Source organism: Arthrobacter sp. TmtSoilC48 (genome assembly GCF_059739425.1).
Window position 1 is genome coordinate 1,609,761 of the sequence record NZ_AP046049.1, and the last position, 22,842, is coordinate 1,632,602.

Genomic DNA, 22,842 nt, shown 5'->3' on the forward strand with positions numbered 1-22,842 from the left:
CCATGGATACCTCCCTGCCCAGGGACGCGGCTGCCGAAAATCCTGCATTCCCGTTGCGTCTAATGCTGCTCACCCACTCATATTGGCCGGAGCACAGCCCGCCGCAGCGCCGTTGGCTGTCCCTGACCCGGGAATTCCGGAAGGCGGGCTGGGACGTCGACGTCGTCGCTCCCGTTGCGCACTATCCCAACGGCAAGCGGGACCTGCCCCGGCGAAAGGCCGGATTCGCTTTCGCCCACCAGGAAGGCCCGCACGGAGAAACCATCAGGCGCGTGCCGTACCTTCGGCATCTTGGCACCTCGCCACTGGCACGTTTCGTTGACCAACTCTTCTCCGCTGTGATGTCCGTACCGATAGGTTTGGGCGGCAAGAAACCCCACGCGATTCTCGCCACTGCTCCGAGCCTCCCAACGCTGGCTACCGGATACGTACTTTCCCGGCTTCGCAGGGTGCCTTTCATCGTCGAGATGCGGGACGCCTGGCCGGACCTGGCCCGCGACGCACGAATCGTACAGGGCAGCGTTAAAAGCCTTGTGGAGCGTGTGGTCGAGTTCGTCCAGCAACGAGCGGACCTGGTGGTCACCGTTACCGACGGTTTTGCCGAGACGCTGCGGGACCGCGGCATCAAGAACGTCATTACCGTCAGCAACGGCCTTGATTTGGACTCCATGCCTTTCCTTGATCCACCTGCCCTGGAACGGGACGTCTTCCACGCCGTGTACCTCGGAAATCATGGCAAAAGCCAGCGCCTGGACATCCTCATCAGGGCAAGTGCGCTGCTGGGCGAAGGATTCCACCTGACATTGGTGGGTCACGGCACCAGCCGCCCGCAACTGGTGAGATTGGCCCGCGAGCTCAATGCGCCGGTGACCTTCTTCCCGTCATTGCAGGGTCAGGCCGTCATGGACAAATACCGTGAGGCGGATACGTGCATTGTCTCCCTCCGGGATGACTGGAAATCGTTCGAGACCACTGTTCCGTCCAAGACCTACGAGGTTCTGGCCATTGGCAGGCACGTCACGGCAGTGGTGCGGGGTGAAGCCGAACGCATCATCATTGAAGCCGGGGGAGGCGACGTCGTCGCGGCCAACGCAGAAGCAGTGGCGCAGCTGTGGCGGGAGCTTTCCGAGGACCGAAGCCGGCTTGCCTCAGGCACCAGCGGCCGCGACTGGGTCAGGGACAACGCCGACTATGCGCGGTTGGCCCTGCGATACATGGACTCAATATCCTCGTTGGTGAATCCGGGGCCCGCGGACGCTCGGGGGACTGCGTGATCCAACTCTTCAAGAACGTTGCCCTGACTGCAGGAACCGTATCGGAGCACCTCACTGAGTCGCCCTTTGTCTTGTTCCTCCAGGTCCTTCGCCGGCTGCCGTCCAGGATCGTCAGGCCGCTTGCTCGTTTCGCGGCCAGGCTTGCGCCCAATTCAGCCCGTCCCGTCTTCCTGCTGGCCAGCCACGCGGCGGGGGACACCGCCGGGCTCACCCGTCGCTTTGAACATGCCGTCCGTGCCGGTCTTGATGGCGACCGCGCCCGCAAGGCCGCGGAAGTTGCCCTTGCTGCCGGACAGCCAGCATGGGCGGACGTGTTCCTGCCCCTCGCCGCAGGGGCGACCCGGACTCCGGCGACCCTCGCCAGACGCAAGTGGTACGACGGCGACATGAGCGGCGCCGTCGTCGTCCTCGCTGGCGAGCGGGGCGGCATGGCGAAACAGCGGCAGCGGCTTGAGTCCGAAGTCCGCGTCTTCCAAGGGTGGCGTCCAACGCTGACGCCATCTGCAGTGCAACCACAACCGCGCAGGGTCCTGCACCTGCTGACGAACTCCGCGCCGCATACCGGCAGCGGCTACGCCCGGCGCAGCCACTCGATCCTGACCGCCCAGCAGGACGCTGGTTGGGAAGCGCTGGCCGTAACGCGCCTGGGCTACCCCGTGCAGATCGGCGCGTTGACGGCGCGGCAGCATGACGTTGTTGACGGCGTTCGCTACGAACGTCTCCTGCCGGCGCGCATGAAGCCGTCCATGGATGGTCGCTTACAGCAGCAGGCCGAAGGCATTTTGTCCCTCGCCCGTGACTTCCGGCCGTCGGTGCTCCATACCACCACCCACTTCGTCAACGGCCTGGTAGCCCGGGAAGTCGCAAACGCCTTGGACGTCCCGTGGGCATATGAAGTTCGAGGACAACTGGCTGACACGTGGGCATCAACGCGTGGCGAGGAAGCCCGCCGGAGCGAACGGTACAAGCTCTTTGCCGAACGGGAAGCCGACGTCATGCAGAGCGCGGACCTTGTGGTGACGCTCGGCGAGTCCATGAAAGACAACATCGTGGCCATGGGCGTCCCCGAAAGCAAAATCCTGATCTGCCCCAACGCCGTGGGCGGCGCGTACTTGTCTGAACCGCTCGACCAGGGCGAGGCGCAGTTGGCTTTGGGACTGGACCCGAAGCGGCTTTATATCGGGACAGTAAGCAGCCTTGTCGACTATGAAGGCCTTGACGATCTGGTCACAGCATTTGCGCTGCTTGCGCCACGACTGCCACAGTTGAAGCTGGTTTTGGTCGGAGACGGCACTGCCGCACCCGCTCTTCAGGACCAAGTCCGGCGCCTGGGACTTTCGGAACGGACCATCTTCACTGGGCGCGTCCCTGCGGAGCAGGCTCGCCTCTACCACTTGGCGTTGGACATCTTTGTGGTTCCACGCAAGGACCTGGCTGTTACCCGGGCCGTGACGCCGCTCAAACCTGTGGAGGCCCTGGCCTCCGGCCGGCCTGTGGTGGCCAGCAACCTGGACGCCTTACGGGAGATAGTGCACGACGGCGTAAACGGCAGGGTGGCGAACGCTGAAGATCCCGGGGGACTGGCTGAGGTGTTGTACGAATTGCTTGATGATGAAGGTTTACGGAAGCGGCTCGGCGCCGCTGGCAGGCAGGAAGTATTGGCTACGAGGACGTGGCAGGCAAATGCCCAGGCATACATCCGGGCTTATGAAAATTTGGGCGTCTAACAACGTAAGGAGGGTCAGCTGATGTCGGCGAAGAAAGCACTACTGCCCGAGCCAGCACTGGTACAACCACTGGCTGTGGACATGCGCCGCCTGACGCGCGTTGGTGCGCGCCCGGGCTTTCTGGACTATCTGGTTCAGCTCTGGGACTTCCGTGAGTTCATTTTTTATGACGCCCGCGCCAGGGTGCAGAGTGGCACCCGACGGGACCGCCTGGGTAGTGCATGGTTGCTGCTCAACCCGATCTTCAATGGCCTGACGTACTACGTTATTTTCGGCATTCTGCTTCAGACCAGCGGTGGAATTGAGAATTACGTTGGTTACCTGGTGATTGGAATCTTCATCTTCCAGGGCACATCCGGCGCCATTACGAGCGGCGCCAGGTCCATCCACAGCAATAAGTCAGTGGTCCAGGCGTTCAACTTCCCGCGGGCGACCTTGCCGATCGGCATGAACATCCGGGAAATGATGTCCAACGTGCCGCTGATCCTCGCGATGCTCTTGATCATCACCCTGATCCCACCGGTCGAGAAGATCACCTGGCTGTGGCTGCTCATCATCCCGGCACTTTTGCTTCAGTCAGTCTTCAATCTTGGCGTTGGACTGATTCTGGCCCGCATCATTTCGCGCGTCCACGATGCCACCCACCTGCTGCCGTTCTTCATGCGCGCCTGGATGTATGGCTCCGCAATCTTCTACTCCTACGAGAAGTTTGTGACACACCCGGACCTGCTTGCCGTTCTGAAGATGAACCCGCTGTTCAACGTCATCGACATCCTTCGCGATTGCATCCTTTACGCAGAATCACCCACCTGGCAGTCCTGGGCCACCCTGGCCGTTTGGGCCTTGGGTGCCCTTCTTGTGGGCATGGTCTTCTTCTGGCAAGGGGAGGAGTCCTATGGTCGCGGCTGAGCAGGTCCTGGATGTTGAAGGCCACCCTTGCGTGGTGGTCGATCGTGCAGCGATGGAATACCGTGTGGTCACAACCGACTCTGAAGCCGTCGCGCAAGAACGCCGGGATACGAGTTTCCTGAGCCGCCTGGGCCGCCGGCCGAACACCGTGACGGTACGTGCACTTTACGAACTGTCCCTGGTGGTGGAACGTGGCGAGTCGGTGGGAATCATCGGCCGCAACGGCTCCGGCAAGAGCACGCTGATGAAACTCATCAGCGGCCAGATGCGCCCCACCTCCGGAGCGATTTTCGCTTCCAGTACCCCGATCATGCTCGGTGTAAATGCTGCCCTGATGCCTGACTTGTCCGGCCATCAGAACGTCGTCCTGGGTTGCCTTGCCATGGGCATGAGCCGGCAGGAAGTCGAGGCCAAGTTCCACAGCATCGTTGAACTCTGTGGGCTGGAGGATTCCATTTACCTGCCCATGAAGTCTTATTCGTCAGGCATGGCCTCCAGGCTCCGTTTCGCCATCGCCGCAAGCATCGACCCCGAGATTCTCCTGGTGGACGAAGCACTGAACACTGGTGACGCCCAGTTCGGTGATCGAAGCAAGCGCCGCATGGACCAACTCCGCGAACAGGCTGGCTGTGTCTTCCTGGTCAGCCACTCCCTGGATACCATCACCAAGATGTGCAGCCGGGTCTTGTGGCTGGACAAGGGACACCTGATCATGGATGGCGACCCCGAAGAAACTGTTCGTGCCTACCAGGACTTCACCGGCAATTTGGCCAAGGGAAACAACCTCAGCGCTGCACGAATCCGGGACGAAGCCCGTGCCAATCTGCAGATGACTGAAGTCCTTGCACGCAGCAAGATGCGCAGGAGCCGGGTCTAATGCGCTACGTATCCGATGTGCGGACGGCAGCCTGGCATTTTCGCCAAGGCGGGCTTTCCCAGCTGAAAAAGTGGTATCGGCGGCACAGGACCGCTGGAGCGAGCCCTGTTCGCAGCGCCCAGGGCACCATGCTCCGAACCAAGGACGGACGCTCTTTAGCCTTCGGAGCGTTTGAATATCCGGCTGTCCCTCCTCGCCGCAGCGATCTGACTGTCGCTGTCATCCTCGATGATTTTTCTGCTCGTTCGTTTTCTTATGAGTGGAACGTGCTTTTCCTCGAGAAGGACAATTGGCTTCAACAGCTGCAAGAGCAGAGCGTTGACTTCTTGTTTGTCGAGTCCGCCTGGAACGGCAACTCCGGCTCCTGGCAGTACCAGCTCACCGGCAGCAACGGGCCGCGACAAGAGTTTTTGGATCTGGTGCGGTGGTGCCGCGAGCACGGTGTCCCTACCGTCTTCTGGAACAAGGAAGACCCTCCGCATTTTGAGGATTTTCTTCCTGCGGCTCGCGAATTCGACGCCGTCTTCACGTCGGATGAGAACAAGCTTCCGGATTATCGTGCGGCCCTCGGCCACGATCGGATCGGGGTCCTTCCGTTTGCAGCCCAGCCTGCAATCCATAATCCGGTAAGGCCCGCGAACGGCAGGCATTCCCGGGATGTTGCCTTTGCGGGGATGTACTTTGCGCACAAGTATCCAGAACGCAGGGAACAACTTCAGGTTCTTTTGGACGGCGCAATCACTGGTTCCGCCACGTCCAAGAATGGTCTTGAGATCTTCTCCCGCCAGTTGGGTGGAGATCCCGAATATCAGTTCCCGGCACCCTATGACGCGCATGTAGTAGGTTCGCTCAGCTATGACCAGATGCTCACTGCGTACAAGGCGTACAAAGTCTTTCTGAACGTCAACTCCGTGGTGGATTCGCCGAGCATGTGTGCGCGCCGGATCTTTGAGATCACAGCCTCCGGAACACCCGTAGTAACGACGCCCAGCCCTGCACTGCCACGTTTTTTCCCTGACAATGAAATCCACAGTGTTGCCAGTGCGGAACAGGCTGCGGACGTCATCAAAGCACTGATACGCAGCCCCGAACTCAATGATCGCGCCGTGCATTTGGCCCAGCGACGTATCTGGGCTGAGCACACATATGCGCACAGGGCTGAGGAAGTTGTTCGGCTGGTGCTGCCCACCCGTCAAACGCCCGTTCAGCCGGAAACCATCAGTGCCCTCGTTTCCACCATTCGCCCACACCAACTGGAGCACATCTTCAAGACAATTGGCTCCCAGAGGGGAGTGGACGTTGAACTCGTGTTGCTGACGCACGGATTCAAACCAAGTGCTGCCACCATCAGCAGGCTTAGCAAGCAGTACAACGTGACTCGATTGACGTTGCTTGAAGAACCTGAATCGCTGAGCCTGGGAGCCTGCCTGAACAGGTGTGTTGCCGAGTCCAGTGGTGCGGTGCTCACCAAGATGGATGACGACGACTATTACGGTCCTGACTACTTACGGGACCAGGTCAACGCACTTCAGTACTCGGGGGCGGACGTCGTGGGCAAGCTCGCTCACTTTATGTTCATTTCAAGCAGGAATGCTGCCCTGTACCGATTTGGACACATGGAGCACGGGTTCAGCCACCTGGTCATGGGACCAACCATCATGGCGAAACGCTCCGTCTTTGAAGAGCATCCATTCGAGGACAGAAGCCGCGGCGAAGACACTGCCTTCCTGAACGCAGTGACCCAAGCCGGTGGAAAGATCTATTCCTCTGACCGATACAACTACTACCAACTCAGAAGCGGATCGGGACACACCTGGAACGCCTCCGACGACGAGCTCCTCGCCTCAGGAGAAGTCCGGTTCTGGGGCAATCCCACCGAGCACGTCACGCTTTAGCCCAGACTCAAGATTTGAAAATAAAAGGGGAACATTTTGAACACCATTAAACGAGTAGCAGTCATCGGCCTTGGATACATAGGCCTCCCAACCGCAGCCATCCTTGCAACGAATGGCATCGAGGTTATCGGCGTGGACGTCAACCAGCGCACGGTGGATGCCGTGAACGCAGGCCAGGTACCGTTCGTCGAACCAGACCTCGGAGTCCACGTCTCCGGTGCCGTGAGCCAGGGCCACCTGAGCGCGAGTACTGCCACTCCGCAGGCTGACGCCTACATCGTTGCCGTCCCCACGCCGTTCAGGGAAGACCGCTCCGCCGACTTGAGCTACATCGAAGCTGCGGCCCGGGCCATCGCACCGCAGCTGCAGGGCGGCGAACTCCTGATCCTTGAGTCCACGTCCCCTCCCGGCGCCACCGAGCACATGGCCCAGTACATCCTGAACCTCCGGCCGGACCTGAGCCTTGATGGTTCCGACTCGAAGCCCGCCATCCTCGTGGCCCACTGCCCTGAGCGTGTCCTCCCGGGACGCGTCATGATCGAACTTGTCACCAACGACCGGATTGTTGGCGGTATGACTGCCGAGGCCGCCGAGAAGGCGAAGGACCTCTACGCAGTGTTCTGCCAGGGTGAAATCCTGACTACAGACGCCGTTACGGCGGAGATGGCCAAGCTGGTGGAGAACTCCTACCGCGACGTCAACATTGCTTTCGCCAACGAGCTTTCCGTCATCAGTGACAAGCTGGGAATTGACGTCTGGGAACTGATCCGCCTGGCCAACCACCACCCCCGCGTTAACATCCTGCAGCCGGGCCCCGGCGTGGGTGGCCACTGCATCGCTGTGGACCCGTGGTTCATCGTGGCAGCAGCCCCTGAGGAATCCCGCCTGATCCGTACTGCACGTGAAGTCAACGATGCAAAGCCGGAGTGGGTTTTCCAGAAGGTCGTCTCCGCTTTGGAGAACCTGCCCACCACGGCAGAGGTCTCAGTCCTCGGACTCGCATTCAAGGCCAACATCGACGACCTCCGCGAATCACCCGCCATTGAGATCGCAGCACACCTTGCCGAGGCACTGCAGGACCGCCGTATCAACGTTGCTGAACCGCACGTGGAAGAACTCCCGAAGCAACTGGTTAACCGCAGCAACGTTGAGCTCGTTTCGATCGAAGATTCCATCCAGCGCTCGGATGTAGTCGTCGTTCTGGTTGATCACGACGACGTCAAGGCCGTCGCCCCCGAGCTGCTGTCCGGCAAGATTGTCATTGACACGCGCGGCGCGCTGAACCTTGAAACCCAGCCAGCGGCGATCGCTGTCTAGGTTTCCAGACCGGTTCGAGTGCTCGTACAGCTGAGCGAGCAAAGACATGAGAGTTGAGAATGACCCGCGCAAGAAATATTGATCCCAAGGTTCATGCGATCACAGGCTATCCCTCGATTGGCGCATTCCTGAGTGCCCGCGAAATCAAGGGGGGTTACCATGTGATTGATCATGGGGGGCTTCCTATTGACGTCCTGGTCCAAAATCGCGGGCACAAGACGACGGCCGTTTTTCTGCATGGCGCCGTACGTCCCGAGTACCGGCTACCCATGATTGCCGGTCTTGGCGTTTCCCGGGAAGTGGATGTCAACCGGATTTTTATTTCTGATCCCAGCTTGATCATCAGCCCTACTATGAACCTTGGCTGGTATGCGGGTAACTCAAAGCAACGACTTCAGCAGATTCTCGAAGACATCATTGCCAAGATCGTTTGGTCCTTTGGTAGCGAAAAACTGGTCTTTTTCGGTACATCGGGCGGAGGGTTTGCTTCTCTTTACTATTCGGCGCAATTCCCGGGCTCACTCGCGATCGTCGCAAATCCGCAAACTGACATTGCCAAATATGAGCCTATCCCGGTTGCCAACTACGCCGAGACCTGTTTTGAGGTCAGCGGTAGTGACGCAATGGAAAGACTTCCGCACAGCGTCACGACGGATCTCGTGAAGGTTTACAGCAAACCCCTGGAGAACACCGTTGCCTACATGCAGAACAGCACCGATAAATTCCATATCGAACGGCACAGGAACCCGTTTGTAGAGAATTTGCACTACAGCAATGCTGTTTTTGAACTCATGGGTGATGACTGGGGCGAAGGACACGCTGCTCCGCCTAAGGCACTCATAACAGAAGTTCTGAACGTGGCCGCGAGTGATGACTGGGCGGCAGGGCTGAAGGGACTTGGCTTTGCCCCGCCGAGTTTCGATGGCATGGATGCAGCAATGCGGCGAGGACGTCGGGTTCGCGAGTAGCCCCTCCGAACTATGCCTATGACGTCCGGTGTCCCGTTCGAATACCTCTGCGGTATTCGAACGGGACAGCCCCAGCCGGACGGAGCACGATGCAAAGAAAACTAAATACTTCCCAGAGAACTTCGATGCACGAAACGACTTCACGGAGCATTGCAGAATGTTAAGACTCAAAAATGACTCACCGCTGTCCAGATTCCTTCGAACACCCAGAGGTATTCTTGGATTGGCCATCGGCGCCCTAATCTTCGCTGGGGGCTTCATCTCCTATTTGGAATCCCGGAACTTGGGAATATTCCTCGTTGTCATCGGATTGGCAGCGGCCGTCCCGGTTCTCTTCGAGGGCACTTACACCCTTCGCCGTTCGCTGGCGACCGTGCGACAGAATACGCAAAAGACCACAGAGCAAACCCGTGCTATTCCGAATATTGCCAAATCGGCTGATTCGATCGACAAGAGTGTTCGCTTAAATGAAACGGATGTGGCCAAGCTCGTATCTGTTGGAAACCACACTAAACACGTTGCCAACGCCGAGTTGTTCCCCCATTTGGAGAAGATTCGGGACTGGGTGGGAATGACCCGTCACGTACAGAGCCGGAACATTTCGGTTGCAGCGGCAAGTGGAATATTTGAGTCAATCAGTCATCACTTGCCGGCAACGGTGGTACATATCGGTTCCGGCATCTCGACGGCATGGGTCGCGAACTGCCTCGCGCACCTCCAACCACGGCCTTCCCTGACAGCAGGATTAGTTGGGTCAGAACAGGAGATCGACGCCTTCCGCACCGTTTTGGGTACAGCCCAGGAAGACGTGAGCGCAAGTTGTAATCTTTTGCCCGCAAGCCCCGTTCCGGCTGCTTCCCTCTCCGGAGTGACGGCGCACTCGGCTGACATGGTGGTTATCGACTTCGGGGCACTTGCCTCAGGCACGGTGTTAACGGACAACATCCCGGCGCTGTATTTCAGCTGGCTCAGGCCTAAAACACCTGTGGTTATCGTCGACTCGTCCGCTATCGATGTTCGGCCCGCGGTCCAGGCGTTCCTGGAGGCTCATCCTGGACTCTACGTAAAGAACATGTCGAAGTCGTACAACCGCGCAGAATTGATTGGAACGTGAAAGTGATGAACTCGAGCGATGTCCACCTTGGCTTGTTCAACCTGGTGAATAATTCATTTGGGCTGGAGATTTCCTATGCCCTGCCTGAAGCCACCCGGGACCTTCCTTCCGTTGGAGTGGTCCTGGACGAATTCTCCACCCAATGCTTCGCCCCTGAAGCGCGGCTGTGGCCGATCTCCACAAGGGACTATGCAGAGGCGCTGGAGCGACTTCGTCCGGATGTCCTCTTTGTTGAGTCTGCCTGGAGTGGAAATGATGGAGATTGGGCCTATCAGATTACGGGCCCCGGCGGCCCCAAGGCCGCATTCTATTCACTGATCCAAGCCTGTAGACAACAAGGAATACCTACAGTCTTCTGGAACAAGGAAGATCCGCCCCACTTCGAAGAATTCCTCCCTGCAGCCAAGGAATTCGATGTGATCCTTACGTCGGAAGAGTCCTTGATTAAGGACTATGCGGCAGCGGCTGGACATGAGAATGTGGCAACCCTTCCCTTTGCCGCACAACCTCGAATCCACAAGCCGCTACGTGACTCACAGTCCGATGTCGGTAACGTGGCCTTCGCGGGGCAGTATTTTGCGCACAAGTTCCCGGAACGCCGTGACCAAATGAATCTGTTGTTCCCACCGTCGGCAGAGCTTGGCTTGTCGATCTACTCACGAGCGCTCGGCGGGGACGCAAACTACGCGTTTCCTGAACCTTACGCACAGTTCGTCGTCGGATCCCTGCCGTACGCGGCAATGGTGAGGGCATATGGCCACCACAAGGTCTTCCTCAACGTAAATTCTGTGCCGCAGTCGAAGAGCATGTGTGCGAGGCGGATTTTTGAGCTGAGCAGCAGCAAGACGGCTGTTGTCAGCGTTGAATCAGAGGCTATTGCAGGTGCATACGCGGCTGATGAAGTTTTCACGGTCCGGACGCAGTCCGAGGCAAAGGAAATTCTTGGGCGCCTGGTGGGCGATCATGACTTCCGGGAACGCGCCACGCATAAGGCCTGGCGCCGGACCCTGCAGCGGCACACCTATGCCCAGCGGATGCAGCAGATCTATTCCATGGCCGGGCTTGAGTGGAAGGTTCCTCGCGACGGCGTTACTGCCGTGCTCGTCGCGTCCTCGTTGTCGTCCCTGGACCGGCTCATCGCCCAGGCCAATGAACAGACGATCGAGTTGGAAAACGTTGTGGTTGTTTGCCGTGTAGGACCTGACGACAGTGAAATTCGAGCGGCATTGAAGCGCAGAGGCATGTCCGAAACCACCACCATCCTCCGAACGCTTCAGGACATCGAGAGTTTCCAGCTGGAATCTCCATTTGTGGCCGTGTTCTCCGAGGCCTTTGATTACGCGCCGAACTATGTAAGCGATCTACGGCTCTATACACTTCACGACGCTGAAGCCCGTGTTACGGGCAAGGCAGTCACGGCCAGTGCCAAGAAGCCGGACAGTGCCTATATCGGTGATAGCTGGCCGGAAGATACCGAAGGCTTCCGCATTCTCTCGGGCGCATGGATTTCCCCGATCTCAGCTGATTGGAAGCCCCTCCTCGTGCACGAATCTTTGACTCCTGGTTCTGTCTTTGAATCTCCAGAGCTGGTGACGATTTCTGATCGGTTCAATGTACGCGAGGCATCCGCCAGTTCAGATCCGTCCTGGACGGTTTAGGGGAACACCATGAAAATTGCTTTGTTTGATGGCATAGTCGAAACGCACGTAGCCAGCTCCCTCGAGCGCGCCCTTGTAGCCGCGGGCCATACGGTTCTTAACACAGGGAAGGTCGGCCACGGGTACAAGTTTGCGACCGGTCCTGCCCAATTGCACGTCCTCAACTCAACGTTGGATAAGGTCATCGATTTTCGTCCTGACGTGATTTTCGTGTTCAGGCCGGCCAGCCTTCCGGCGCCACTGCTTGAGCGGGCCAAGCGTACGGGGGCACGTCTGGTGGCTTGGCTTTCTGATGACCCGGTGCTTTGGGATCTCTCCTATGGGCCAGTTGTGGAAAGCTACGATGTGGTGCTCCACTGTGGTACTGCCAGGGTCCTGGATTTCTACGAGTCCATGTTTGGGCGTCCCACTGGGATAAACTTCCCGTTCTGGACAGACCAAACTGCCTTCCCATATGTGTTTGGCTCGCAGCCACGGGAATCAGATGCAATGTTCCTGGGCAACGTCCACGATGAAGTTCGCCGGACCAGGTACTTCGACCTAGGTTCGCTTACCTCGAGTATCCGGATTCATGGCAGCGTCGGACGCGACTACTACCGAATCGGCGGTGGGTTCCTGGACAGTGACGAGGAAGTGGTCGAAGCCGGTGCCAGAACTGGACTCGCGATCAACATTCCGCAGTACTTCCGCGACCATCAAGGTCTCGAAACCTGGTTTGACGGTTTGGACAAATTGGGTTTCTTCCAGTATCCGAGTCGCGTAATCCAGTACGCCGCAATGGGAATTCCGATCGTCTCCGTTGTCCCGGACGCGGACGACCTGGCCTCCTTCCCTGAGATCGTCTGCGTCGATTCGATCACGCAACTGGACAGCACCATTCAGTCTTTGCTTGCTTCCTCTTCGCTGGAAGAAATGAGCCGTTCAACGCACGATCGCTTCCTCAGGAACTACTCCGCTGCGGCTCGCGTCATGGCTTTGGAATCGGTACTTTCCGATGATTCCTGGCAGGATCTGGATGCCACTGAACGCAGTCTCTGGTTCACTCAATTTGATGCTGTGGATGCCGGCCGCGAGCACGCCGAACCAATTCGTTCCGCCGAAGTTGACGTTCCGCAGGAGCGCATTGAAGTGAAGGCCACGACGAACCCCCGCTCAATTGCCGTACTCGGCGTGGGATTCCGAAGAGTCACTTCCACGTCATCGGTGGCCATGAGAGCGCTGCAAACGTTGGGACATAACGTAGTAGCCCTTGACCTTGCCCAATATAAGAGTGTCCTTGTACCCGATCCCAACAATGAGTTTAAGTTTGCTGTGAACGCCGCGAAGTTCATTCAGTCCGTCGAGGACCTTCCTGAACTGCTTGTTATTTCGGGGCTTGATTGCGGCATCACCCAGGCTGGTAGGGATGAGTTGCTCGCGGCCGGCGTGCGACTTGCGGTAATTGGTGCTGAACATGCCAAGGGTGGCGAGAAGGTTAAGCGCTTGGCTTCCAGGGTGGACTATTTTGGCGTCTTGAACGAAACTGTGGCCGCTGGACTTGTCAGCGACGGCTTTGAATCCGTGGAGCACCTGCCGCATCTGGTAGATCATTCGTTCCGGATGGCTACGGAACGGGTTCGCGAACGTGAGCAGCGCGTTGTGGTTGCCGGAAAGCGGAGACTTCATTTCAACAAACAAGCCGCAGCCTTCCGGGACGTGGCCGACTGGCCTTCGCTGGAGCTGTTCATTGAGGAATCACCGGCGGAATTCAACGACCTTGGGCTCCTTGCGGCTGCCTTGAAGTCCACAGTTGTTGTAGCACCGTTTGATGCCAGCATTCCAGGTCCGCTGCCGTCTGAAGCCTTGCCGTTTGCCATGGCTTCAGGTTCTCTGGTGGTAGTGCCCCGCGGAGTCGGCACGATGAACATCTGTCCTGCCGGGATCGCCTCAGTGTCCGTCCGGGAGAAGGGCGAACTGGCTATGAAACTCGCCAGGCTGGCATCCTCGAATGCAAGTACAACGAGAATTCTGGCTGCGGCCCGTACAGCGGTTCTGGGGCCGCTCAATGCTGAAATGCGATTTGAAGGAATGCTGGAGCGAGTCTTTGCCAGCGAAGCGAAAAATTCCACCGTTCAGCAAATTGTTAGCGACATCGATATTGTCGAGCCTGCGGTCAGTTGGATGCTGGATCATGACCGGAGGTCCGTGTTGGTAACCCACGAACGGATCAAGGGCAAGGGCACGGATCTGATAGCAACGGTGGCCCACAGCGTTAGTGAAGAGTCGGCCGGGTTGTACAAGCTGACGGTCAGTGTAGGCGGATCTGTCGCCTACACAGAGGTCTTGAGGACCTCGCCGGTTACACGCAACCTGCGGGTCCACGTTCCCAAGAACCAGAAAACCCCGGAGGTGTCGTTCGCTATCCTTCCGGCTTCCAAGTCTCTGAAGGTCCGCCCCGCTTCGTTCCCCTCTGCCGAGATCAGCCACCTGGAGTGGGTTGGTTCCCTGGAAAACGTCAATTCCTTGGCGGCCGTTTCAACGTCCCCCTGGGGCGCTGGGAGCGGTAGCTCCGCCCACTAGTGGTCACTTGACGACAGAAGGAGGCCTTCTGCCCAACCCGGGCAGAAGGCCTCCTCGTTTGTTATCTGTGGAACTCTTAGCCGCGGTCTGAGTAAAATGCGTCGTTCTTTGCGCCCGCACCATTCACGACGTCGATCATGTAGTACTTGCCAATCCCGAGCGAGGTGCTGCCCAGTTTGGCCGTGACTGACTCAAGCCGTGGATTGATGCCACGCTGCTCGCCATAATCCGGGTTGTAGTTTGCAGCTGTCACTGTCTTTTCATAGGTCCGGCCATAGACGTCCGTCCACTTTATAGTCACGGTTCCGCCACTCAAGTTATGTCCTGTAACCAGAACATCTCCGTTGCCGTAGAAGATGGAATCCGTAATTACGGGCGTCATATTGCCGGCTTTTATCCGCTCAGCGAGTGGAGACCAGGTGCCGGTGCACGTGTAGTAGCCGTCCCACATGAAGGAGATGACCTTCATGGGGGCGTTACCCAACTGCTGGAGCTGCCTGTCAACCCGTGATTTAGTGGTTTGGCCCCGCAAATTGCTGTCACATGGGTTCTGGCTTGTCGCCGGCGCCATGCCTTCGAGGTTGGCCCACAGCTGCGCTCCGGTGCCATCGATTCCTTCAGCTGCGGCCGCGAAATAGTCACGTACCGGTGCCTGGTATTTACTACCCCAGGTGCCGCTTCCCACGATGGAGGCATTGTATGGATCGACGGGGCTTGAGGCTTCGTTACCAAAGAATGCGCCGGACTTGCCCGTTCCCATACCATCCTGAATGGCTATCACAAGGCTGTTGTTGCCTGCCGTCATGCCGATCTTCTCGGCACCGTCGCGGACTTGTGTAGTCGTGAGGCCACCAGTCTTCCTGCCGTCCAAATAGGGACTCACGAGTCCGCCGCGCTCCGGATGTATGCGGGCTATAGCCTGATTCTGAATGCGGTATAGGTTCAAGATGGGGTCGAACGTCGTGCCGCTGGTTACAGGCATCTCATAAGAAAGGTAGAAACCACCGAGACCGGCTACGTTTATGACATTCCTTTGGTAGCGAAGGAATCGATCGGTGAACTGCGTAAAGGCAGGAAGATACGTGACATCCGGGAGATACCCGTAGTCTGTGCGGGCAACCGGTATTGGGAGCCCGGCATAGTACTTCATTCCCAATGAAGTAGCCGTCTTGGCAACTGAGACGTTAACACCTGCCGTCCCCGAGGCTGTTGCGCCGCTAACGACTACGACGTCATACAGGCCATTCGATGAAGTGCAACTGCTGCCTTGGTTGGGCAGTACGAAAACTGTGAAAGGTTTACCATTTCCGGTAAGGGAAATATCGCGGGGGCAGACATGCGAAGGCGTACCCCACAGGGCGTTATCTGAGTATGTGAAGTATCGGTTGACGTTTACACCGGCTGCTGCTGCCTGGGCACAGTTTGTCCCGTTGACTTTGCAGTCGGCAGGGATATCCGTCAGGGTGGCGGGCTTTATCCGCGACCCAAAGGTTACGACGGTGTCCCCACCGACTGCTTTGATGGCGGAGAGTTTCTCCAAGTTCACGGTGTCGCTGCTACTCCCAAAAATGAAGTAGCCACTTATGGGATAGACGGGTGATGCAGCCGCTTGGGCCGGCGATGTGTGCAGGAAACCTACTACCAGGACAAATACGGCCAGGAGGCTGGCCACAATATGTCTGGCGTTGACAGTAGGTGGGAGGGACGTCTCGGACCTGAACTTTGCCACGGTGGATCCTTGGGCTCGTAGGGTGAGACCTTGGACCTATGCCAAAAGAATGGCGTGCGGGCACGCCAAACTCAATGACTTGACATCAACTTTCAAGCAGCCAAAAGCACTGTAATTTGTGCTAACGGTTCATGACAGACCTGTTGCAAGTACCGTCTTTACTAAACAGAAACAGTCACACCGAATTCGTCGATCCGCTGGCCGACGCCGAGGAGCTCGGCAATGGCGGCCACTGTACGTTCCGAGGCGCGACCGTCACCGTACGGGTTGACGGCGTTGGCCATGGCATCGAAATGATCGGCGTCGTTCAAGAGGCGATCAACCTGGGAGACGATCCGTTCCTCATCGGTCCCGATGAGAGTTACTGTGCCGGCTTCAACGGCTTCAGGACGTTCCGTGTTTTCCCGCATCACCAGAACGGGCTTGCCGAGGCTGGGGGCTTCCTCTTGGACTCCACCGGAGTCGGTAAGGACGATGTGTGCCAGGGATAGCATTCGGGTGAACTCCCCGTAGGCCAACGGCTCCGTGACTACCACGTTCGGCTTTCCCTCGAGAGCGGGCAGCACCGCTTCCCTGACAACCGGGTTCTTGTGGGCGGGCAGGACGATGACGAGGTCCGGCTCGGCGTCCGCGATGCGGGCCAGCGCGCGGCCCACGCCGCGCATAGCGTCACCCTGGTTTTCGCGGCGGTGTGTGGTGACAAGGAGAATCTTGCGACCACTTGCTGCGAGTTCCTCGAGCTGCGGATCCGTGAAGGGAATCTGCTTGTCTACTGTGGTGAAGAGTGCGTCGATCACGGAATTGCCGGTGACGACGATGTCCTCGGCAGATACGCCTTCGGCAAGGAGGTTGGCCCGGCTGGTTGTAGTGGGCGCAAGATGCAGCGTCGTGATTTGGCTGGTGATCTTGCGGTTGGCTTCTTCGGGGAACGGCGACAGGAGATTGCCGCTACGGAGGCCTGCCTCAACATGCACTACGGGGATGCCGTGGTAAAAAGCGGCGATCGCTCCGGCCGTCGACGTGGTGGTGTCGCCTTGAACGATGACGGCGTCTGGCTTGTTTGTCGAGAAAAGCTTGTCGAGCCCGGTCATCGTGCGCGTCATGATGTCGGTGAGCGACTGGCCGGGCTGGAGGATATCGAGATCGTGGTCAGGAGTAATACCGAAAAGGTCGTTGACCTGGTCGAGCATTTCCCGGTGCTGACCCGTGACGGTTACGATGCAGTCGAACTCTTCGGATTCGTGCAAAGCGTGAACAATGGGCGCCATTTTTATGGCTTCCGGACGAGTACCGAAAATGGGCATAATGCTGGGCACGTTTTCCCCCAAGAGAGCGATCTTGCGACAGACAGAGACCTCAACATCCTATCGGAGCTGACCGCTGAGCCAGAATCGGGGCTTGCGCGGCCCCGTGATGGGCTAGCCCGCCAACAGCAGGACTGCCAGAAGAGTCGGCACGGCCACAACAACCAGAACGACAAGAACCAGCGCCACGCGACGCTTGAACTGCTGCTGCTCGGAGCTCTTGGTAGGGACTATGGGAATTGGGGCTGACGAAGGCCGCGGGTGGTCGGTTATGGGCGCAGGTGACGTCCGTGCGGGGACTGAGGGGAGACTGTGGCGCAAGCGGCGGCGCCTGTAGTGACGGCCCGCTGGAAGCGGGCCGACGGGTGTTGGATTCACCTTGTGCACCTTCCATGGACGGTCGCTCGGCGACGTGTTTTCTGACAGTTCTTCCCTCTACCTTAGTGAGGAGAACACTCCGGCTGCATCCACACGTCGATGAGCCCACCTGTTTCGACGACGAATCGGTCCAGCCATGCGCCGGCTGAAAGGTCGGGTTGGGAGCCGACCATTTGGATCTCAGCAGACGTGCATTGCCGCATTAAAGTACCTGCCCGCATGAGGTGGTAGTCGGACGTAACCACGGTGACGGACTTCCATCCGTTCTGGGCGATCAGCTCCGCAAGGCCCTTGGCTTCGCCTCGCGTATTCAGCGGTGAGGGCCGGAAACAAATCAGGTCAGGTGCGTCGTCTTCATGGCACAAAGCGTCGCCCTCCACGTTGCCGGACAGGCCGGTCGTGGAGACCACCAAAATGGGGATGTCCAGGCTTTCCTGGAGTTCCTGGGCCACGGGAAGTCGTTCCTTACTTAATCCGCCCAAAACGACGATGGCGTCGGTCCGATGAGGCACTGCTCTCGGAGGGCTGTAAAAGAACTGAAAAGCGGTAATCAGCCATAGCAGCGCGATTGCCACGACCGACACTGCAGCCCGCAGGGCGACGCGCGTGACGGAGGCGGTTTTGAGGGGCACGGGGACAGTCTATGGTCCTCAAATGTGCGTTCCGTACGTGGCACCTACCACCCGGGCAGTTACCGCGTATCAACGTCCTCGAACACCAGGAAAGTCTGGGTATCCAGCACTCCCTCCATGGACTGCAATTGGTCGAAGATCACACGGCGGAGGTGGATGTTGTCTGTGGCGCGGACAAGCAGGATGACGTCAAAGTCGCCGCCCACCAGCGCAATGTGGTGAACCTCGGGGATCGCCCGCAAGAGCTCCTTGAGTTCACGCCAGGAATGCTGCTGGACCTTGAGGGTGACGTAGGCCGAAGATCGCAGGCCCGCTTTGATCGGGTCCACCAATGCCGTGAACTTGGTCAAGACGCCCTCGCCGGTAAGCCGGGCAATGCGTGAGTACGCATGCGCCCGGCTGATGTGCACGTTCTCGGCCACTTGCGTAATGGACATCCGGCCGTCTGTTGTGAGCTCACGGATGATGTCCCGGTCAACATCGTCCAGGGGCACGGCAGTCTGCTCCGCCTCGGTCTCGCTCACGTGGTCTCCAATTCGTCTACAGGACTGGCTCGTTACCCAGCTCACATTTGCAATTCGTCTTTCAGAATAGCCACTTCCGGCATGCTCTTCCATGATTTGAATGAAAGCTGGATACGAAACCTCCGTCCGGAACATACTGGAAGCACATAGTGGCTAGAGAAGGACGGACCAATGACGATCCACGCAGACCACACTGCGCCGGAAACGGCAGTAGAGGACACAGCTGCTGACGTCCAGAGAAAATTCGGCATCAGCGTAGAGGACTACATGCTGCCCGCCCGGCACCAGATCCAAATGGTGAATCCGGATGGAACCCTCCGCTCCCACGAAGAGCAGGGCACCGAACCCGGCCACGAGTACCCCACGCCAAGCGATGCTGAACTCATGGCTGCCTACGAGCAGCTCGTCGTCGGACGTCGCGTCAACGATCAGAACTCTGCGCTCGTCCGGCAGGGCCGCATGGCCGTCTATCCGTCGAGCCACGGACAGGAAGCCTGCCAGGTGGCGGCTGCCATGTGCCTCAGCGAAGGTGACTGGCTCTTCCCGACGTATCGCGACGCCGTCGCAGTGATGACCCGTGGCGTGGATCCTGTCGAAGCGATGACGATCTTCCGCGGTGACTGGCATGGTGGTTACGACCCCAAGAAGCACCACGTCGGGATCCAGTGCACACCGCTGACCACACAGCTGCTGCATGCCGTCGGCGTCGCGCATGCCGCCAAACTCCGCGGTGAGGACACCGTGGTGATGGCCATGTGCGGCGATGGTGCCACGAGTGAGGGCGACTTCCACGAGGCCCTGAACTTTGCGGCAGTCTTCCACCTGCCGGTCATCTTCTTCGTGCAGAACAATAAATACGCGATTTCCGTTCCGCTCAGCCACCAGTCGGTGGCACCGTCGCTGGCCCACAAGGCCGTCGGCTACGGAATGGCCGGTGAGCGGGTGGACGGCAACGACCTCGTCGCGCTCCTCGCCGTAATGGACCGGGCAGTGAAGCTGGCCCGCGAAGGCTCCGGACCTCTCCTGATCGAGGCGCACACATACCGCATGCAGGCGCACACCAACGCCGACGATGCCACGCGCTACCGCCCCGACAGCGAGGTGGCTGAATGGCAGGCGAAGGATCCGCTGAGCCGAATGAAGTCCTATCTCACCCACAAGGGACTTCTGGACGACGCCGCCAATGAGCGCATTGCCGAACATGCAGAAGCCGTGGCAACCCAGTTGCGCGAGGGCCTCGGTGAAGACGTCCCCGTACAGCCGCTGGACCTCTTTAAGTACGTGTTCTCCAAGCCCACCCCACAGCTGAAAGAACAGTCTGAATTGCTGGCTGACGAACTCGCCCGCGCTGAAAGCGCCGAACACGGAACGGAGAGCGCAAAATGACCATCACCACCAATGCCACCGGCACAACCAACGCCAACGTCAGCGCCGCCACCGCAAGCGCCGCCGCGTCCGCTGCAGCTACCGCTGAAGCGAGCGGCCCTCAGTCCATCACCATGGCCAAGGCGCTCAACACAGCGATGGCCGATGCCATGCGTGCCGACTCCTCCGTGCTGGTCTTCGGCGAGGATGTCGGCATGCTGGGCGGTGTCTTCCGCATCACCGACGGCCTCATGGCCGAGTTCGGCGAGCAGCGCTGCTTCGACACCCCGCTGGCAGAATCCGGCATCGTCGGCATGGCTGTTGGAATGGCCATCAACGGCATGCGGCCCGTCATCGAGATGCAGTTTGATGCGTTCGCCTACCCGGCGTTCGAACAGATCGTCAGCCACGTCGCCAAGATGCACAATCGCACCAAGGGCAAGCTCAAGATGCCCCTGGTCATCCGCGTTCCGTATGCCGGCGGCATTGGGGGAGTGGAACACCACTGCGACTCCTCCGAGTCCTACTACGCCCACACCGCTGGCCTGAAGGTCTACACACCAGCCACCGTTGCGGACGGTTACCGCATGCTCCGTGAAGCCATCGACTCGGATGATCCCGTGATGTTCATGGAGCCCAAGAAGCTCTACTGGTCCAAGGACCAGGTGGACCTGGACGCCTTGCGCGCAGAGCACGACGCCGGCACCTCCACCGAGGGCCGCGCGGCTGTCGCTCGTCCGGGCACTGACGCGACCTTGATTGCTTACGGTCCCTCCGTTCCCACGGCGCTCGCAGCGGCGGCTGCTGCCGCCGAAGAGGGCCGTTCGCTCGAGGTCATTGACGTCCGGACTCTCGTTCCCTTCGACGACGAAACCGTCTGTGCGTCCGTGCGTAAGACGGGACGCGCCGTCGTGATCGCCGAGGCGCACGGCTTCGCCTCCGTGTCCTCCGAGATCGTGGCCCGCGTCCAGGAACGGGCGTTCCACTACCTCGCTGCACCGATCCGCCGTGTGACGGGATTCGATGTTCCGTTCCCGTCTCCCAAGTTGGAGCACTACTACCTGCCAAGCGTCGACCGCATCCTCGACGCCGTCGACGACCTTCAATGGGAGGACTGACCGTGAGCTCAGATATGCAGGTATTTCGCCTGCCGGACCTGGGGGAGGGCCTCACCGAGGCCGAACTCGTGAACTGGCTGGTCGCAGTCGGGGACGAAATCAAGGTGGATCAGCCGATCGCCGAAGTCGAGACGGCCAAGTCCATGGTGGAAGTGCCCTCGCCTTATGCGGGCACCGTGGCGGAGCTTCACGGTGAGGCCGGCCAAACGCTCGACGTCGGCAAGCCGTTGATCTCCATCGCTCGTTCCGGCGCTGCTCCTGCTGCGCCGGAGACTCCATCCTCTGCCGAAGATGCGGTCTCCACCGGGATCGTGGCCTCGCCCGAGGTTGATACGGCCGCCGAGACGTATCGCACCGAGGAGAAAGCCGGTTCCGGCAACGTACTTATCGGATACGGCACTCCTGGTGGCGTGACTGGAGGCCGGACCCGTCCGCGGAAGACGAGCCTCGCCGTCGTCGATCGCGAAACGGAGGCCCGGGCCGAAGCGGCGATTGCTTCCGAGCCGGCTGTCGCCGGAACACGCATCCCGGGCAAGCTCAGTGCCGTCATTTCGCCGCTTGTCAGGAAGATGGCCCGGGACCACGGTGTTTCCCTTGAAACTATCCAGGGCTCGGGTGCCAGTGGGCTGATCATGCGTCGGGATGTGGAAGCTGCGATTTCTACACCGGAAGCTCCTGAGGCTCCTGCTGGTCCTGTATCAGTGCCGGTTGCTGAAGGTGATCTGGACTCCCGTACCGGCCTGGCTGTGTCGGCCAGGACCCCGGTCCGTGGAGTCCGCAAGGCAGTTGCCGCGAACATGGCCAAGAGCCGCACGGAGATCCCGGAGGCGACGGTCTGGGTGGACGTGGATGCAACCGCTTTGCTTGAGATGCGGGCTGAACTGAAGAAGCGCGCTCCGCATGACACACCAGGCCTGCTGGCTTTCATCGCTCGATTTGTCACAGCTGGGTTAAAAAAGTACCCGGCCCTGAACACGCGCTTTGAAGTCCGCGAGGACGGCTCCCAAGAGATTGTCGGTTTCGACGGGATCAACCTCGGTTTCGCAGCACAGACGGATCGCGGTCTTGTGGTCCCGTCTGTCCGGAACGCACACCAGTTGAGCGCCCGCGAGTTGGACGCCGAGATCCGGCGCCTCACCACGGTGGCGAGGGAAGGCAAGGCCACACCAACTGAGCTTGGCTCTGGCACCTTCACGCTGAACAACTACGGCGTGTTCGGAGTAGACGGCTCGGCCGCGATCATCAACTACCCAGAGGTTGCGATGCTCGGCGTGGGCCGCATCATCGACAGGCCGTGGGTGGTCAACGGTGAACTTGCCGTCCGCAAGGTTACCGAGTTGACCCTCGCCTTCGATCACCGTGTGTGCGACGGCGAGACCGCAGCCGGCTTCCTCCGATATGTAGCTGACGCCATCGAGAACCCTGGTGGGGCGCTCGCGGATATGTAGGCAGACGGGGTCGGTGCCGATTGGCGCCGACCCCACTGTGTGCGAA

Annotated in this window: 17 protein-coding genes; 13 read left to right on the forward strand and 4 right to left on the reverse strand. The window is 59.2% G+C overall.

Going from position 1 to position 22,842, the window contains the following annotated elements:
- The first annotated feature begins 2 nt into the window (after window positions 1-2).
- From AC6I97_RS07670 to AC6I97_RS07715, 10 genes are read left to right on the forward strand one after another with little or no spacing between them, the layout of a single operon-like run.
- Window positions 3-1,274: a glycosyltransferase family 4 protein gene (locus AC6I97_RS07670; protein WP_497944589.1), complete on the forward strand. Its 1,272-nt coding sequence runs from the start codon at window positions 3-5 to the stop codon at window positions 1,272-1,274.
- Window positions 1,271-3,001: a glycosyltransferase family 4 protein gene (locus AC6I97_RS07675; protein ID WP_497944590.1), complete on the forward strand. Its 1,731-nt coding sequence runs from the start codon at window positions 1,271-1,273 to the stop codon at window positions 2,999-3,001. The genes AC6I97_RS07670 and AC6I97_RS07675 overlap by 4 nt, the downstream gene beginning before the upstream one ends.
- 21 nt (window positions 3,002-3,022) lie before the next feature.
- Window positions 3,023-3,910, forward strand: a complete 888-nt coding sequence (locus AC6I97_RS07680; protein WP_223934247.1) for an ABC transporter permease — start codon at window positions 3,023-3,025, stop codon at window positions 3,908-3,910.
- Complete coding sequence (locus tag AC6I97_RS07685) at window positions 3,897-4,787, forward strand: ABC transporter ATP-binding protein (RefSeq protein ID WP_224165130.1); 891 nt, start codon at window positions 3,897-3,899, stop codon at window positions 4,785-4,787. The genes AC6I97_RS07680 and AC6I97_RS07685 overlap by 14 nt, the downstream gene beginning before the upstream one ends.
- Window positions 4,787-6,682 (forward strand): glycosyltransferase family protein, encoded by a 1,896-nt coding sequence (locus AC6I97_RS07690; RefSeq protein ID WP_497944591.1) that lies wholly within the window; start codon window positions 4,787-4,789, stop codon window positions 6,680-6,682. Before AC6I97_RS07685 ends, AC6I97_RS07690 begins: the two co-directional genes overlap by 1 nt.
- 36 nt (window positions 6,683-6,718) lie before the next feature.
- A complete protein-coding gene (gene wecC / locus AC6I97_RS07695; RefSeq protein ID WP_497944592.1) occupies window positions 6,719-7,999 on the forward strand; it encodes a UDP-N-acetyl-D-mannosamine dehydrogenase in 1,281 nt (426 codons plus the stop codon).
- Window positions 8,000-8,058: 59 nt separating this feature from the next.
- Complete coding sequence (locus AC6I97_RS07700) at window positions 8,059-8,967, forward strand: hypothetical protein (protein ID WP_497944593.1); 909 nt, start codon at window positions 8,059-8,061, stop codon at window positions 8,965-8,967.
- A gap of 28 nt (window positions 8,968-8,995) precedes the next feature.
- Window positions 8,996-10,081, forward strand: coding sequence for a hypothetical protein (locus AC6I97_RS07705; protein WP_224165126.1), 1,086 nt, complete (start codon window positions 8,996-8,998; stop codon window positions 10,079-10,081).
- A gap of 5 nt (window positions 10,082-10,086) precedes the next feature.
- Complete coding sequence (locus AC6I97_RS07710; RefSeq protein ID WP_497944594.1) at window positions 10,087-11,739, forward strand: CgeB family protein; 1,653 nt, start codon at window positions 10,087-10,089, stop codon at window positions 11,737-11,739.
- Between the two features lie 9 nt (window positions 11,740-11,748).
- Window positions 11,749-14,298 (forward strand): CgeB family protein, encoded by a 2,550-nt coding sequence (locus AC6I97_RS07715; RefSeq protein ID WP_497944595.1) that lies wholly within the window; start codon window positions 11,749-11,751, stop codon window positions 14,296-14,298.
- 76 nt (window positions 14,299-14,374) lie between these two features.
- Here the strand turns inward: AC6I97_RS07715 and AC6I97_RS07720 are convergent, their stop codons facing one another.
- The 4 genes from AC6I97_RS07720 to AC6I97_RS07735 all read right to left on the reverse strand — a co-directional run bounded on the left by AC6I97_RS07720 (window position 14,375) and on the right by AC6I97_RS07735 (window position 18,865).
- Window positions 14,375-16,027 carry a hypothetical protein gene (locus AC6I97_RS07720; protein WP_497944596.1) on the reverse strand — a complete coding sequence of 551 codons (1,653 nt, stop codon included), beginning with the start codon at window positions 16,025-16,027 and terminating at the stop codon, window positions 14,375-14,377.
- A 161-nt stretch (window positions 16,028-16,188) separates the two neighbouring features.
- Window positions 16,189-17,343 (reverse strand): non-hydrolyzing UDP-N-acetylglucosamine 2-epimerase, encoded by a 1,155-nt coding sequence (gene wecB / locus AC6I97_RS07725; RefSeq protein WP_224165123.1) that lies wholly within the window; start codon window positions 17,341-17,343, stop codon window positions 16,189-16,191.
- A 428-nt stretch (window positions 17,344-17,771) separates the two neighbouring features.
- The gene (locus AC6I97_RS07730) at window positions 17,772-18,341 is read right to left on the reverse strand and encodes a YdcF family protein (RefSeq protein ID WP_497944597.1); all 570 of its coding nucleotides are present in this window, start codon (window positions 18,339-18,341) and stop codon (window positions 17,772-17,774) included.
- Window positions 18,342-18,400: 59 nt separating this feature from the next.
- Window positions 18,401-18,865 carry an Lrp/AsnC family transcriptional regulator gene (locus AC6I97_RS07735; protein ID WP_224165120.1) on the reverse strand — a complete coding sequence of 155 codons (465 nt, stop codon included), beginning with the start codon at window positions 18,863-18,865 and terminating at the stop codon, window positions 18,401-18,403.
- 171 nt (window positions 18,866-19,036) lie between these two features.
- Here AC6I97_RS07735 and pdhA point away from each other — a divergent pair, with 171 nt between their 5' ends.
- Genes pdhA through AC6I97_RS07750 form a run of 3 tightly spaced genes read left to right on the forward strand, consistent with a single transcriptional unit; the run spans window position 19,037 to window position 22,796 of the window.
- Window positions 19,037-20,251: a pyruvate dehydrogenase (acetyl-transferring) E1 component subunit alpha gene (pdhA, locus tag AC6I97_RS07740; protein WP_309925505.1), complete on the forward strand. Its 1,215-nt coding sequence runs from the start codon at window positions 19,037-19,039 to the stop codon at window positions 20,249-20,251.
- Entirely contained in the window at window positions 20,248-21,348 is a 1,101-nt protein-coding gene (locus AC6I97_RS07745) for an alpha-ketoacid dehydrogenase subunit beta (protein WP_497944598.1), read from the forward strand. Before pdhA ends, AC6I97_RS07745 begins: the two co-directional genes overlap by 4 nt.
- Entirely contained in the window at window positions 21,336-22,796 is a 1,461-nt protein-coding gene (locus AC6I97_RS07750; RefSeq protein ID WP_497944599.1) for a dihydrolipoamide acetyltransferase family protein, read from the forward strand. Before AC6I97_RS07745 ends, AC6I97_RS07750 begins: the two co-directional genes overlap by 13 nt.
- Window positions 22,797-22,842: the final 46 nt, after the last annotated feature.

Excerpts from the sequence above, each read along its gene's own strand:
- AC6I97_RS07670 (WP_497944589.1), top strand. The coding sequence starts at position 3 with ATGGATACCTCCCTGCCCAGGGACGCGGCTGCCGAAAATCCTGCATTC.
- AC6I97_RS07680 (WP_223934247.1), top strand. The coding sequence starts at position 3,023 with ATGTCGGCGAAGAAAGCACTACTGCCCGAGCCAGCACTGGTACAACCA.
- AC6I97_RS07685 (WP_224165130.1), top strand. The coding sequence starts at position 3,897 with ATGGTCGCGGCTGAGCAGGTCCTGGATGTTGAAGGCCACCCTTGCGTG.
- AC6I97_RS07690 (WP_497944591.1), top strand. The coding sequence starts at position 4,787 with ATGCGCTACGTATCCGATGTGCGGACGGCAGCCTGGCATTTTCGCCAA.
- AC6I97_RS07700 (WP_497944593.1), top strand. The coding sequence starts at position 8,059 with ATGACCCGCGCAAGAAATATTGATCCCAAGGTTCATGCGATCACAGGC.
- AC6I97_RS07710 (WP_497944594.1), top strand. The coding sequence starts at position 10,087 with ATGAACTCGAGCGATGTCCACCTTGGCTTGTTCAACCTGGTGAATAAT.
- AC6I97_RS07715 (WP_497944595.1), top strand. The coding sequence starts at position 11,749 with ATGAAAATTGCTTTGTTTGATGGCATAGTCGAAACGCACGTAGCCAGC.
- pdhA (WP_309925505.1), top strand. The coding sequence starts at position 19,037 with ATGACGATCCACGCAGACCACACTGCGCCGGAAACGGCAGTAGAGGAC.
- AC6I97_RS07745 (WP_497944598.1), top strand. The coding sequence starts at position 20,248 with ATGACCATCACCACCAATGCCACCGGCACAACCAACGCCAACGTCAGC.
- AC6I97_RS07750 (WP_497944599.1), top strand. The coding sequence starts at position 21,336 with ATGGGAGGACTGACCGTGAGCTCAGATATGCAGGTATTTCGCCTGCCG.